The organism is Leptotrichia shahii (assembly GCF_008327825.1).
GTDB classification, from domain to species: Bacteria; Fusobacteriota; Fusobacteriia; order Fusobacteriales; family Leptotrichiaceae; genus Leptotrichia; species Leptotrichia shahii.
Genome location: NZ_AP019827.1, coordinates 410,102 through 423,788, shown reverse-complemented (window position 1 = coordinate 423,788; position 13,687 = coordinate 410,102). Strand labels below are relative to the sequence as shown.

Here is a 13,687-nt window from a genome sequence, read left to right as displayed (position 1 = left end):
AATTATAACTTTTACAAAATTACTTTTTATTAACTGTTACCATCGCTGGTCTTATAACTTTCCCTTTCAATTTATATCCTTTTTGGAACACTTTCACAATAACATCATTGTCTAAATTTTCCACATTTTCAGTCATCATCGCTTGATGTTCATAAGGATTAAATTTCACACCTTCTGCTGCTTCCAATTCTTCAACACCTTCTTCAGTCAAAAGATTTTTCAAATTTCTCAAAATCATATTAACTCCTTCAACCAGTGCATCAAAGTTTTTAGTTTCAGCAGAGGCCTGTTCAGCTCTTTCTAAATTATCAATGTTATCTAATAATTTTGTGATAATTCCTTCGGAAGCATATTTTTTCATTTCAGCAACTTCATTTTCTTTTCTTTTTGTAAAGTTTTGAAACTCAGCTAACTTTCTTGTATAAGAACTTTTCCATTCTTCCAAGTCCTTCTCAAGTTTTGCAATTACTTCTTCAGGTGTTTCTTCTTTAATTTCCTTTTCAGAATCATCAGTTTTATCTTCCTTATCTACCGCTTCCTTTGATTCTTCGACTTTTTCTTCTTTTTCTAAATCTTTCTCAGACATTTAAAAACCCCACTCTCCTTCTTATTTATTTTTTGATTTAACAACTGATTTACTTCCTCTGCCACATACTCAACGAGTCCAACCGTCTTTGAATATTCCATCCGCTTTGGTCCAATCACACCGATAATTCCCTTCGCATTATTAAGCGTATAAACCGAAAATACGAATGAGAAATCCTCAAGCCCTGCAATTTTCAAATCTTCTCCAAAAATTACATTCACTTCTCCATCTTGAAATTCCTCCATTTGCAAAAACTGTGAAAATACATTTCGCAAATCATTCGGATTGTTAAACAGTTTTACACGATTTATAATGTTCATTATATCAGATGTATTGTTTTCAATAAGATTCGTTCCGCCTTCAAAAAATAATTTTCCTTCATCTGAAATCCCATTGCCTTGGAAATCGCTTTGTGAAAATAGATTTGTATTTGTAAAAAAATCTTTTAAATCAGATAACGTAAAATACTGACTATTTGTAATTTTTTCATTTAAAAAATCGTTTATTTTCTCAACTTCATTTTCAGTTACAGGATTTTCCAAAAAAATATTCAAATTTTTTGTAAGAGAAGAATTCATTATAACCACAGCAAGTACGGTCGTGTCATTAATATGCACCAGCTTTACCTTTCTTACACCTTCCTGCGTAAATGCTGGCTCCAAAACAACACCAGCATATTGACTAATCTTTGACAATAACCTGGATGTTTCTTCAAATATCACATCAATTTGATTCATCCGCTTATTGTACGCCTGCATGACTTTCGCCTTTTCCTCTTGGGAAATATCTCTAATTTTCAAAAGCTCATCGACATACAGCTTATATCCTTCACTTGTCGGAATACGTCCAGAAGATGTATGTGTTTTTACAATTAGACCCTTATCTTCCAAATCTGCCATTGTATTTCGAATAGTGGCTGAAGACACTCCAATATTGTATTTTTTCTCAAGTGTCCGTGATCCTACACTCTCACCAAATTCCAGATAATGCTTGATAATAGCCTTTAAAATTAATTGCTCCCTATCATTCATCTTGGCACCTTCCTTTTTTCTTGTTAGCACTCTCTAGCATTTAGTGCTAATCACAAATATATAATATTACATTTTTTTAATTTTGTCAACACTTTTTTTAAAAATTTTTTCATTTTTTTAAAAAGGTGTGAAGATTATTTGTTATTACAAAAAAATTTCAATATGCAATTATTCTATAGAAAAATATTCTTTACATTTTCTGTTTTTTCTATTATACTTTAAATATATAAAACCAAAAGACAGGAGGATAAATAAAATGAAAATCGCTGAGGCTCTTATTTTACGTGCTGATATTCAAAAAAGAATTGCACAATTAAAGGTAAGGCTTAATAATAATGCCAAAGTTCAGGAAAATGAAGAACCTGCCGAAGATCCTGAATTTTTATTAACTGAATTAACTGCCTTGATTTCTCAATTAACAGAATTAGTAATAAAGATAAATAGAACAAATACTCTTTCAAAAATTGATGGAATTTCATTAGTAGAGTTAATTGCTAAAAAAGACATGCTTTCACAAAAGGCGGGAATTTTACGTGAATTTATTGAAATTGCAAGTCAAAAGGTAAATTTATATTCTGCAACGGAAATAAAAATTTTTAGTACAGTTAATATACCTGAACAGCAAAAAAATCTGGATAAACTTTCTAAGGAAATTCGTGAAACTGATACAAAATTACAGCAGGCAAACTGGACTATTGATTTAATTGGAGAGTAAAAATATAATTTAAAACTAAAAATTTTAGGAGTAAACATTATTAAGGTGAACATAAACCTTTGGATATTAGGGGAAAAATATCTCACAATGTGAGTAATGCGGGGAAGTTGCAAAAGTTATAGTTAATCCCAGTATTGTTACATCTGTACGAATTATTGTAATAGTTATTACCGTATGTTAATTGATAATGTTGAGGTTGGGTTGCGGGATTAGTTTTGTTATGAAAAAATTTTAGGCAATTGTAAAAATAAAAGCGATAAAAATTGAATAACAGGAATATTTAAGACTACATGGAGGCAAGACTCCTTGTCAAAGAGCAGAAGGAAATAATAAAGCTAAAAAATTTAAAAATGCTGTATTTATTGGAATTTTTATGTTTTTACAAATGGCCAATGTAAAAATTTTATAAGGAGAGAAAATATTTTATGAAAAAAATAGGGCTTGTGCCACGTTTGATTATTTCGATTGTTCTTGGTATTTTGCTAGGATTAGTTTTACCAAGTCCAGTTATAAGGATTTTTGTTACGTTTTCATCGCTGTTTAGTAAATATTTGTCATTTATTATTCCATTTATGATTATTGGATTTGTTGTAACTGGGATTTCAGATTTACGGCATGGAGCTGGAAAATTACTCGGGATTACAACTTTGATAGCTTACATTTCTACAATTATTGCAGGGACGCTTTCATATTTTATGGCAATTACTATTTTTCCAAAAATTCTTAATTTTGCTTCATTTGTGACGGTAGAACATCCTGAAAAGAATCTTTTGACAGCTTATTTTGACATTCCAGTTACACCAATGTTCGATGTAACCTCAGCGATTATTTTTGCCTTTATAATGGGACTTTCGATAAGCTGGCTTAGAAACAAGGGAGAAGGTCAAACGACTTACAATCTTTTTCGGGAATTTTCAAAAATAATTACAAAATTGTTAAGTACCTCAATTATTCCGCTGCTTCCAATTTATATTTTTGGAACCTTTATGAATATGACTTACAGCGGACAAATTTTTGCAACACTTTCAATATTTTTAAAAGTATTTATTTGTGTAATAATTTTACATATCTTATATACTGCAGGTTTATTTATATTTGCTGGCGGACTTTCAGGAAAAAATCCATTTGTCTGTATGAAAAATCAGATTCCTGGATATTTTACAGCTCTTGGTACACAGTCTTCAGCTGCCACAATCCCAATAAATATTGAATGTTCCAAAAAAAATGGAACATCGCCTGAAATTCGTGAATTTGTAGTTCCTTTATGTGCCACAATTCACTTGGCTGGAAGCATTATTACAATTACAAGCTGTGTTGTTACTGTGCTTATGATGCACGATATGTCCTATGGAATGTCAACAATTTTTCCATTTATAATGGTTCTTGGAGTGGCAATGGTAGCCGCACCTGGAGCACCTGGAGGAGCAATAATGTCTGCACTTCCATTTTTAGGAATGGTTGGAATTGCCTCAAGCAGCCCAATGGCCTCTCTTTTAATTGCACTTTACATAACACAGGACAGCTTTGGAACAGCAGCTAATGTTTCTGGAGATAATGCGATTGCTATTATAGTTGATTGGATTTATCATAAATTTATAAAAAAATAATTAATATAGTTGAAGAAATGAAAAATTCTCATTATTAATATATATTATCCATATTAAATTAAAAAGGTAAAAAGAATGCTCTATCTGATTAGGGTATTTTTTTATTTATAAGAAAAAGTCAACAATATAAAAAACTTTTAAGAAAATTAATATCTCAAAAGTTTTTTTATAAATTTAAATATTTAACTCTTTTTTTTTATAAATTTTAATAATGCAGTACAACCTTTTACAACATCATTATAAGTTGTATCAAAATCTCCAGTAAACCATGGATCTTTTATTTCCCGTTTTTCTCCTGCATATTCGAGCAGCATTTTTATTTCACCTTTATTTTTGCCATCTGCGAAAAGTTTTATATTTTCTATATTGCTTTCATCCATTCCAATAATATAATCAGCATCCAAGTCATCATTATTTAAAATTCTTGAATACATTCCCTTTACGCTGATTCCTTCTTTGGCAAGCCTAGCTTTAGTACCGTGATGGACTGGATTTCCATGTTCCCAAGAACTTGTTGCAGCTGAGTCAATAATAATTTTGTCAGATAGCCCTTCTTTTTTTACCATATCTCGAAAGACTGCCTCTGCCATCGGGGAACGGCATATATTTCCTAGACAGACAAATAATACTTTTACCATTTTCACCTCTTTATTTATTTTTTATCTCAATTCTAATTATTTTAATTTTTTAAAAACTTCTCCTATACTCTCATGTATAGACAAATTTGCAAAATTGTCTTGTTCGGTCTTAGACTTATTTATTAAAACAAGATTTTTTCCTTGAAAATAGTGTATAAGAGAAGCAGCTGGATACACGATAAGGGAAGTTCCTCCTATAATTAGTGTATCGGCTTTGGATATTTCGTTTATTGCCTTTGTAAAAGTCCCCTGATCAGGTATTTCCTCATACAAAGTAACATCTGGCTTTATAATTCCATCACATTCTGGGCAATGTGGAATATTTTCTTTTTCACAGATTTTCAAAAATTCTTCCATATTGTATTTTTTACCGCAAGTAACACAAGTATTGCTGTCAACAGTTCCGTGCAGCTTCAAGACATTTTTGCTTCCAGCCATTTCATGTAGACAGTCGATATTTTGAGTAATAACAGCCGTCAATTTTCCATCTTGTTCCAGTCTTGCTAAATATTTATGAGCAAAATTCGGTTTTGCATTGGGATAAACAAGATGCTTTTTATAAAAATCATAAAATTCTTCTGGATATTTTTCATACATTGTGTGGGAAACAAGCTCTTCTGGAGAAAAATTCCTATCAAGTTTTAAGTTATAGACTCCGTTTGCACTTCTAAAATCAGGAATGCCAGATTCTGTAGAAACACCAGCACCTCCGAAAAAGACAATCCTTTTACTTTCATCAACTATTTTCTGAAGTAGACTTATTTTATCCATTTTTATCACCTTGTTTCATTTTTGTAAAAAAATTATAAATATTTCAATTTCCCTCTGAAATCTTCAATAGTTTTATATCCTTTTTTATCCATAATAGCTTTTAATTCATTAGTAATTCTTTCAAAAGCGGCAGGACCTTCCTTGTGCAAAGTTGTACCAATCTGAACCATGCTTGCTCCGCACAAAATATGTTCAAAAGCATCTTGCCCTGTAAGAACTCCGCCTGTTCCGATAATTTTAATAGATGGGTTCAATCTTTTATAAAATGCGTGAACATTAGCAAGAGCAGTTGGTTTTATATATTCTCCACCAATTCCGCCAAATCCATTTTTAGGTTTTATTACAACGCTTTCATCTTCAATTACAAGTCCATTTCCAATGCTGTTTATACAGTTTATAAATGTCAATGGAAATTTATTGAATACCGCCGCCGCTTGATCGAAGTGGACGATATCAAAATATGGAGGCAACTTTACTCCAAGTGGCTTTTTGAAATATGAAAAAATATCTGTTAATAATTTTTCAGTAGTTTCCAGATCGTACGCAATTTGTGGTTTTCCCGGCACATTTGGACAAGACAGGTTAAGTTCTGTTATTCCGCTAAAATCACTTTCCTGAACTTTTTTCAGTAATGCGTGAGTGTCTTCCGTTGACATTCCTACAAGCGAGAAAAAGAAAGTTCTGTCAGGATGTGTTTTCTGCAATTCCAATAAATAATCCAAATAGTAATCAAATCCCAAGTTTGGAAGTCCCATTGAATTTATGCTTCCTAAAGCTGTGTCGTGGTATCTAGGTTCAGGATTTCCTGAACGTGACTGTAATGTAGCAGTCTTTGTAACAAATGTTCCTGCCTCTGAATTTATCACTTGTTCCAATTCATTTCTATCATAGCAGAAAACTCCTGCCGCATTCATAAAGCAGTTTTCAAATTCAAAATTACCTATTTTTGTTTTTGTGGTTGGCATTTTTCCTCCTAAATTATTTTTATTATAGTCATTTGTAAAAGTTTAAAAATTGGGATAAACACCTGTATCTCCTAATGTTTAATTTTCTTATTTTCTCCACTCTCTGATAAAAGGAGCTTGACCCTTTGTTATTATAAATACTGCTATTATTCAATCTTTATTGCTTTTACAATTGCCTGTATTCTGTATTATGTAATAGATATGTTCGATAACCTAAGTTTTTTATCTATACAAGGGGTCAAGAACCCTTGCTTCAAGATATTTATTTTATTAAATTCTAAGTTTGTATAGTTATCGAACAGGTCTAATTTATAAAATTTATTAATAGATTTGTTTGACAACTCTATTTTTTGGACAAGAGAATACTGACTCCCTGTTCCAGAATATTTGTTTTCAGATAACAAATACAATTTTCTTTTTTTAAATTAAGACTTTAACAAAATTATACATGTAAAGCTAATTTATAGTATTGAATAGCTGTCTTTAACTGGTCAGCTTCTTCATAAAGTTTTGCAACTTCGATGACATTATCCGAAACTTTTAGATAAATATTGTCTTTTAGATTCTCTTCAGCATCCTCAAATTTACCTAATTTTATACAGCATTTCCCAAAATTAAATTTAAGTTTTTCATCATCAATTTTTTTCATATCAACTTTTACATTTGCACGTTTTCTTCCTTCAAAAAAATGATTATAATTTGTATAAGCAAGATTATAATTTTTTTCATTAGCAAATATGTTTCCAAGTAGTACAAATGATTCCAAATGATCTTCATCTGCAAGTAATGTCAAATAGTGCTTTGTAAGTGTTTGATTGTCTTTGTCTGCATAAAGTTTATAAAGTACTTCTTGAGCTTTTTTATTATCATAGATATCTGCCGCTGTTTTTAAGTGTCTTTCAGCAGTTTCAATGTCTTGTTTTTCACCATATAATTTACCGAGGAGATAATAGGCTTCTCCATTATCTTTAGCTTTGTGCAGATATTCTTCAGCTAGCTCAATTTGTCCATTATCGTAATAAAGTTTGGAAAGCAGCACTTGAGCTTCTTGGTCTCTTTCATCTGCTGCAGGTTTTAAATATTCCATCGCAAGACTTTTTTTATTATATTGGTAATATAAGTTTCCAAGATTATATCGAGCTTTTTGATTACCGTTATTTATAGCTTGTTTAAAGTAATATTCTGCTAGTTCAAAATTAGCTTTTTTCTTATAAACTGTTCCAAGTTTATTTTGAAGCTGAAAATCCCCACCATCAGCAATCTTTTTTAAATATTTTTCTGCCAAATTTAATTTATTATATTTCAAATAGATATCAGCAAGTATAAAAACTGCATTCCTATGTCCACCTTTTGCAGCTTCTTTCAAATATTTTTCCGCTAATGTATCAGAACCATTATCATAATAGTTTTTTCCCATTTGATAAAGTCGTTCAGAATTATTATTGTCAATATTATCAAAATTGTCAAACTCAATGTTTTCCATGCAAATAAACCTCCTATATTTATTGTTTTATTTTTTATTTCAAATTATTTTGATTCAAAAGAAATTTAAACTTATTACAAAAATTAAATTTCATTATATTATACTATATTTTTTTATATTTGTCATAATATTTTGAAAAATAACAAAATTTTATATTTAATATTAAATTTTATTAGTAAAAATAGGAAATTCTCACATAAAAATAAAAATAAATGAAACACTATTTTACTGTTTTTTTCAAATTATCATTTAAAAAAATTAACAAAATAAAAACTAATTTTATAAAATTATTTACAAATTTTAATAATGGAAATATAAGATATAATAAGTTACAAATTGTTTAATATTAATTTTTAAATACTTTAGAAAGAGCATTTTTATTTTTAAAAATATAACATAAAATAAGAATTTTAAACTATTTAACAATTTAATTAAACATAGATTAAACAAAGAAAGGTGTGAAATTATGAAAAAACTGGCAATGGGATTGTTTTTAGTTTTAGGATTAGCTTCATTTGCAGCACAAAATAATATTGAAGTAAAAGCAGGTTATGATTTTGGTGGAAAATATGACATCGATGATTTTTCTGGATCAGATAAAGTCAAAAATGGAGCATTTGAAGTAGGTGCAGAATATAGATATACAATGACTTCAGGAATAGAAGTAGGTGCAGGAATAGCATACCAAGGACATAAAAAACTTAAAGATTCTAACACTGTAGAAGGGTTTGACTCAATTCCTGTATATGCAACTGCTAAATACAATTTTGATACAGGTTCATCTCCAGTAAAGCCATATTTAAAAGCAGATATGGGTTATTCATTTAACACAAATGATTTTAATGACGGAATGTACTATGCAGCAGGATTAGGAGTTTCATATAATAACTTCAATGCTGAATTAATGTATAAAGAAAATAAATCAAAAATTGATACTTGGTGGTATGACGGAAACCTTAACTATAAGAGAGTTAGTCTTGGTATAGGTTATAATTTTGGTTTCTAATTTGATAAATTTTATTAATAAACATGGGAACTGTTTATCTTTTGAACCCTTTCGATATACGCTAAATTGTTGAGAGGGTTTAAATTTCAGTAAAATTTAGCAACAATAATATTTAATTAAGGTATTAATACATTTGATTAAAAAATAATAAAAAGGAGAGAGTGACATGAAAAAATTAGTAAAAATTTTAGTTATTGTATCAGCAATGATGGCATTAAGTAGCTGTAGTGACGCATTGATGTGTGAATTAGGATCAAGAACAGCTTGTATAGATTATGCTAGATAATCAAAAATATTTTTTGAAGGGCAGGTTTAAAAATGAGAAAACTAAAAATAATTTTATTAATAATAGGATTGATGTCAATGACTACAAGCTGTGAAATATTAAGAGTAATAGATCATTGTTCTAAAAATCCTACTGCTAAAGGTTGTTAATTGCTAATTTAACAATTTAATAAAATCTAGCAAGAAGCCGTAAACTTTTATAAGCGGAAATAGAGCACTAAATAATGAAACTGTCTTAAATTAATGTTGATAATAATTTTTTAAGGCAGTTTTATTTTAGAAATTAGATTTATGTAACTTCATTTTGAAATATAAAGTACGATATTTTTACGTATTATTATACAAATAATAGAGCAGTAAAAATAAAAAAGAGCATTGTCAAACTTTGAACTATGTTAATGAAATTTTAAAATATTAGAGAAGGAGAAAATATCATGAAAAAAATTTCATTATTTATTTTAATACTAACAATTTTAGCAAATGTAATATCCTTTGGGAAAACAACAAATAAAACTAATAATAAAGCAAATTCTCAAAATCAAATTTCAGGAACTAGATATGGAAATAGAAATGTAGGATATGTAACAAAACCAAGCAATTGGATTAATTTTAAAGATCCAAACAGTTCTCCAAATACTGTTCAAATAGCGATAGATCCAGTTAATATAGTAACTTTAGATGTAATTATGGCTAATGGACAAGCAACATCTAATGAAGCAGTATTAGTAACTCAGGAAAAATATTTAAATTCTGGAATAAAAAAAGAAAATATTAAAATAAAAGATGTTAGTCTTAATGGTTATAAAGGAAAAAGAATAAAAATAGATTTTCCTGATGGAACAGTTTATACAGTAAATTACATTGATTATAATGGAAATATTTATCTTATAACACAAGAAGGACTTCCAGAATACCAAGATAAATTATCAAAAGTTATAGATACTTGGAATCCAGTTAGATAAATTGGAAATAAAAAATTTTTAAAATTAGTAAATAAGAGTAGGACATTATAGTTTTACTCTTTTTTTGTATATTAATAATTTTTTAAATTAACTTGATTTTTTCAAATTTCAAGTTAAAATTTAATATAGAGTATTTTAAAAAGATAAATAAAAAAATAGAAATATATAGGGAGGAAACTGTTATGAGAATATATGATAGCAGCAACATTAGAAATATTGGAATTCTAGGACATAGTGGGTCTGGAAAGAGTAATATGGTGGAAGGATTGGAATTTACAGCAGGACTTACTAATCGGATTGCGGGAAATGAAAACGATACTAAAATTACAAGCTCTTTAAGTCTTCATGCGGTGGAATATCAAGGGGGCAAGTATAATTTTGTGGATATTCCTGGATACGGTGATTTTTTTGGAGAAGTTGAATCTGGACTTGCAGCAGTTGATGGAGCGATTATTATTGTTGATGGAACTACGAATTTAACAGTTGGGACTGAGACGGCTTTGGAATTGACTGACAGCAGAAATATTCCACGAGTTATTTTTGTAAATAAAATTGATAACGAAAAAGCTGATTATGAAAAAACTCTTTCACAATTGAGGGAAAAATATGGAAAACGGATTGCACCGTTTCATGTGCCTTGGGGAAATGGGGAAAACTTTAGAGGGCACATCAATGTAGTGGATATGTTTGCGAGAGAGTTTGATAAAAATCAAAATGAGTGCAAAACGGTGGATATGCCAACTGATATGGATGATGAGATAAATTCTGTGCGTGAAATGCTTTTAGAGGCTGTTGCGGAAACTGATGAAGAATTAATGGATAAATATTTTAATGGAGTTGAGTTTACTACAGCTGAAATTCACCGTGGACTTAGACAGGGAGTGCTTGATTGTTCAGTAATTCCTGTTATTTGTGGTTCAACTTTGAAAAATATTGGACTTCATACAACTTTTGATGTAGTAAAAGATTTCTTGCCATCACCTGATGATAATAAAAAAATACAACCTGAAAAAAATGAATTTGTATGCCAAATTTTTAAAACAACAATTGATTCTTTTTTAGGAAAAATTTCTTATGCAAAAATTTATTCTGGTGAAATTAAGCAAGATAGTGAAGTTTTTAATTTGAATAGAAAAGCAAAGGAAAAAATCGGTAAAATTAATACATTTGTAAATAATAAGATGGATGAGGTTCAAAAGGGAATTGCAGGAGATATTGTTGTATTCTCAAAATTTAACAGCACAAGAACTTCTAACACACTTTCGGCTAGTGAAAAAGAAATACCGTTAAAGGACATAACGTTCCCTAAACCTCAATTATTTGTAGCTATAGAGCCACTGAATAAAAATGATGATGAAAAAATGTCGTCTGGATTGAATCGTTTGTTGGAAGAAGATCCATCATTTACTTGGCATAGAAATCTTGAAACAAGTCAAACAGTTCTTGGAGTACAAGGAGAACTCCATTGTGCAACGGTTATAGAAAAATTAAAGGCAAAATTTGGAATAACAATAAAAACTGTAGAATTGAAAGTACCTTACAGGGAAACAATTAAAGGAACTTCAGATGTTCAAGGAAAATACAAGAAACAATCTGGAGGACACGGACAATATGGAGATGTCTTGATCAAATTTTCACATATAGATAAAGATTTTGTCTTTGAAGAAACAATTACAGGTGGAAGTGTTCCAAAATCATATATTCCAGCGGTTGAGAAAGGATTGAGAGAATCGTTAAAAGAAGGAGTTCTTGCAGGATATCCAGTAACTAATGTAAAAGCTATCCTATACGATGGCTCTTATCATGATGTAGATTCTTCTGAATTAGCCTTCAAAATTGCGGCAAATTTGGCTTTTAAAAAAGGGATGCTTGAAGCAAAACCGATATTGCTTGAGCCAATTATGGAACTTACAATTATCGTTCCAGAAGAATATATTGGGGATATAATGGGAGATATTAATAAAAAGCGAGGACGTGTTTTAGGGATGGAAGCCCATAAAGGAACAAAACAAAAAATTACCGCTGAAGCTCCAATGTCTGAAACTTTTAAATATGCTAATGAATTGAAGGCAATTACGCAAGGTCGTGGATATTTTGAAATGAAACTTGTGAAATATGAAGAATTAACAGGAGAGTTGGCACAAAAAGTTATTGAAAAAAGAAAGAGATAAAGATTATACTAGATCTCATTTAAAAAATAGAAATTATATTTTATATTATTTTCTGACAAGGGATCTTGATCCCTTCCAGAGAAATTCATAATCAGTTCACTGTTTAAATAAGAAATAGTATTGGTTAACACAATATTTTATAAAAATTATTAACCAAAAAAATAAAAAGTTCCCAATAAATCTATACTGGGAACTTGATTTTTTTATGCATGAACTAAAAATATAGCTAAAAGAATCAATTTTATTAATTATTATCAATATTTATTAATGGAGGCGACAACCAGATTCGAACTGGTGTACAAGGTTTTGCAGACCTCTGCCTAAGCCACTCGACCATGTCGCCATTTAACTTTCATAAGTTTATCATATTTTTAGACTTTTGTCAAATATTTTTTATTTCTCCTCCACCAATAATCTCATTTTCCAAATAAAATACAATATGCTGCCCTTCAGAATTTTCATGAGTCTTTTCATCAAATTCAAAAATTAATTTATTTTTTTCATCTTCTAAAATCTTTAATTTTCCAGTTAGACCTTTTGAAGAAAATCTTGGACGTGCAATTAATTTTACTCCAATTATATTTTCCAAACCACAATGAAATTTATAATTTATCACTTCAATTTCCTTTACCAGCAATTCTTCAAAATCACCCACAACAACTTCATTCGTTTCAGGTCGAAGTTTCAGCACAAAAAATGGCTTTCCCAAATTAAGACCCAGTCCACGCCGTTGTCCAACCGTATAAAACTGGTAACCTATATGCTCTCCAATGATTTTCCCGTTTTTATCCACAAAATTCCCCTTTTTTACATCATTTCCAAGCACTTTTTTCAAAAATGGGATATACCCGTTTGGAGCAAAACAGATTCCTTGGCTATCTGGCTTATTGTGTGTATGAATTCCATTTTGTCTAGCAATTTCTCGAACTTCTAACTTTTTGTATTCTGAAAGCGGAAATAAAAACCGCTCCACTACTTGCTTATCTAGTCGATAAAGCATATAAGTCTGGTCTTTTCTGTTATTTTTATCCCACAAAAGCATATTATTTTGGCTGATTTTTGAATAATGCCCTGTTGAAATGTACTTTATTCCCATTTTGTCAGCAAATTCTACGAGTTTTTTTATTTTTACCTTTTCATCGCAAATCACACAAGGCGAGGGAGTTTTTCCTGCATTATACATTTTCACAAAATATTCCATCACATCTCTTCTAAATTCCTCCACAACATTTAAGACATAATGAGGGATTCCTAAAGTGTAACAAGTATATCTTGCATCATTTATATCATCCAAAGAACAGCATGTCTTTCCTGGATTTTCCGAAAGCTCATCAGACAAATGCTTTAATGTAACTCCAATTACTTCATATCCTTGCTGCTTTAACAAAAGAGCGGCAACAGAGCTGTCTATCCCGCCGCTCATTCCAACAACGACTTTTTTATCATCTAGTTTTTTATCCATTTTTT

The 13,687-nt window shown here is 29.9% G+C and carries 12 protein-coding genes and 1 tRNA gene; 5 read left to right on the top strand and 8 right to left on the bottom strand.

The genetic code is table 11. The features are described 5' to 3' along the window. Window positions 1–19: 19 nt before the first annotated feature. Together grpE and hrcA are read right to left on the bottom strand one after the other, a co-directional pair. A complete protein-coding gene (grpE, locus tag F1564_RS02040; RefSeq protein WP_018450844.1) occupies window positions 20–586 on the bottom strand; it encodes a nucleotide exchange factor GrpE in 567 nt (188 codons plus the stop codon). Beyond that, window positions 568–1,617 (bottom strand): heat-inducible transcriptional repressor HrcA, encoded by a 1,050-nt coding sequence (gene hrcA / locus F1564_RS02035; protein WP_018450845.1) that lies wholly within the window; start codon window positions 1,615–1,617, stop codon window positions 568–570. Before hrcA ends, grpE begins: the two co-directional genes overlap by 19 nt. Before the next feature lie 256 nt (window positions 1,618–1,873). On the opposite strand from hrcA, the gene F1564_RS02030 reads away from it, so the two are divergent. Together F1564_RS02030 and F1564_RS02025 are read left to right on the top strand one after the other, a co-directional pair. Next, window positions 1,874–2,332: a DIP1984 family protein gene (locus tag F1564_RS02030; RefSeq protein ID WP_018450846.1), complete on the top strand. Its 459-nt coding sequence runs from the start codon at window positions 1,874–1,876 to the stop codon at window positions 2,330–2,332. Between the two features lie 425 nt (window positions 2,333–2,757). Next, window positions 2,758–3,939 (top strand): dicarboxylate/amino acid:cation symporter, encoded by a 1,182-nt coding sequence (locus tag F1564_RS02025; RefSeq protein ID WP_018450848.1) that lies wholly within the window; start codon window positions 2,758–2,760, stop codon window positions 3,937–3,939. A gap of 182 nt (window positions 3,940–4,121) precedes the next feature. Here F1564_RS02025 and F1564_RS02020 read toward each other — a convergent pair whose 3' ends face one another. The 4 genes from F1564_RS02020 to F1564_RS02005 all read right to left on the bottom strand — a co-directional run bounded on the left by F1564_RS02020 (window position 4,122) and on the right by F1564_RS02005 (window position 7,796). Further along, entirely contained in the window at window positions 4,122–4,577 is a 456-nt protein-coding gene (locus F1564_RS02020) for a low molecular weight protein-tyrosine-phosphatase (protein ID WP_018450849.1), read from the bottom strand. 36 nt (window positions 4,578–4,613) lie between these two features. Continuing rightward, window positions 4,614–5,348, bottom strand: coding sequence for an NAD-dependent protein deacylase (locus F1564_RS02015; RefSeq protein WP_018450850.1), 735 nt, complete (start codon window positions 5,346–5,348; stop codon window positions 4,614–4,616). Window positions 5,349–5,380: 32 nt separating this feature from the next. Beyond that, on the bottom strand, window positions 5,381–6,313 hold the full coding sequence (locus F1564_RS02010; RefSeq protein ID WP_018450851.1) for a dihydroorotate oxidase: 933 nt from the start codon (window positions 6,311–6,313) through the stop codon (window positions 5,381–5,383). A 442-nt stretch (window positions 6,314–6,755) separates the two neighbouring features. Further along, on the bottom strand, window positions 6,756–7,796 hold the full coding sequence (locus tag F1564_RS02005) for a tetratricopeptide repeat protein (protein WP_018450852.1): 1,041 nt from the start codon (window positions 7,794–7,796) through the stop codon (window positions 6,756–6,758). 466 nt (window positions 7,797–8,262) lie between these two features. Between F1564_RS02005 and F1564_RS02000 the strand changes: the two genes are divergently transcribed. The 3 genes from F1564_RS02000 (at window position 8,263) to F1564_RS01990 (ending at window position 12,220) form a co-directional block, all read left to right on the top strand. Then, window positions 8,263–8,802, top strand: coding sequence for an outer membrane beta-barrel protein (locus tag F1564_RS02000; protein WP_018450853.1), 540 nt, complete (start codon window positions 8,263–8,265; stop codon window positions 8,800–8,802). 719 nt (window positions 8,803–9,521) lie between these two features. After that, window positions 9,522–10,049: a hypothetical protein gene (locus F1564_RS01995; RefSeq protein ID WP_018450855.1), complete on the top strand. Its 528-nt coding sequence runs from the start codon at window positions 9,522–9,524 to the stop codon at window positions 10,047–10,049. A 182-nt stretch (window positions 10,050–10,231) separates the two neighbouring features. Next, entirely contained in the window at window positions 10,232–12,220 is a 1,989-nt protein-coding gene (locus F1564_RS01990) for an elongation factor G (protein WP_018450856.1), read from the top strand. Window positions 12,221–12,488: 268 nt separating this feature from the next. On the opposite strand, the gene F1564_RS01985 is transcribed toward F1564_RS01990, so the two are convergent. Further along, window positions 12,489–12,563 (bottom strand) — tRNA-Cys (locus tag F1564_RS01985). Window positions 12,564–12,602: 39 nt separating this feature from the next. Continuing rightward, window positions 12,603–13,682, bottom strand: a complete 1,080-nt coding sequence (mnmA, locus tag F1564_RS01980; RefSeq protein WP_018450857.1) for a tRNA 2-thiouridine(34) synthase MnmA — start codon at window positions 13,680–13,682, stop codon at window positions 12,603–12,605. Window positions 13,683–13,687: the final 5 nt, after the last annotated feature.

Coding starts and splice junctions, on each gene's coding strand:
- grpE (WP_018450844.1), bottom strand. CDS start 586: ATGTCTGAGAAAGATTTAGAAAAAGAAGAAAAAGTCGAAGAATCAAAG.
- hrcA (WP_018450845.1), bottom strand. CDS start 1,617: ATGAATGATAGGGAGCAATTAATTTTAAAGGCTATTATCAAGCATTAT.
- F1564_RS02030 (WP_018450846.1), top strand. CDS start 1,874: ATGAAAATCGCTGAGGCTCTTATTTTACGTGCTGATATTCAAAAAAGA.
- F1564_RS02025 (WP_018450848.1), top strand. CDS start 2,758: ATGAAAAAAATAGGGCTTGTGCCACGTTTGATTATTTCGATTGTTCTT.
- F1564_RS02020 (WP_018450849.1), bottom strand. CDS start 4,577: ATGGTAAAAGTATTATTTGTCTGTCTAGGAAATATATGCCGTTCCCCG.
- F1564_RS02015 (WP_018450850.1), bottom strand. CDS start 5,348: ATGGATAAAATAAGTCTACTTCAGAAAATAGTTGATGAAAGTAAAAGG.
- F1564_RS02010 (WP_018450851.1), bottom strand. CDS start 6,313: ATGCCAACCACAAAAACAAAAATAGGTAATTTTGAATTTGAAAACTGC.
- F1564_RS02005 (WP_018450852.1), bottom strand. CDS start 7,796: ATGGAAAACATTGAGTTTGACAATTTTGATAATATTGACAATAATAAT.
- F1564_RS02000 (WP_018450853.1), top strand. CDS start 8,263: ATGAAAAAACTGGCAATGGGATTGTTTTTAGTTTTAGGATTAGCTTCA.
- F1564_RS01995 (WP_018450855.1), top strand. CDS start 9,522: ATGAAAAAAATTTCATTATTTATTTTAATACTAACAATTTTAGCAAAT.
- F1564_RS01990 (WP_018450856.1), top strand. CDS start 10,232: ATGAGAATATATGATAGCAGCAACATTAGAAATATTGGAATTCTAGGA.
- mnmA (WP_018450857.1), bottom strand. CDS start 13,682: ATGGATAAAAAACTAGATGATAAAAAAGTCGTTGTTGGAATGAGCGGC.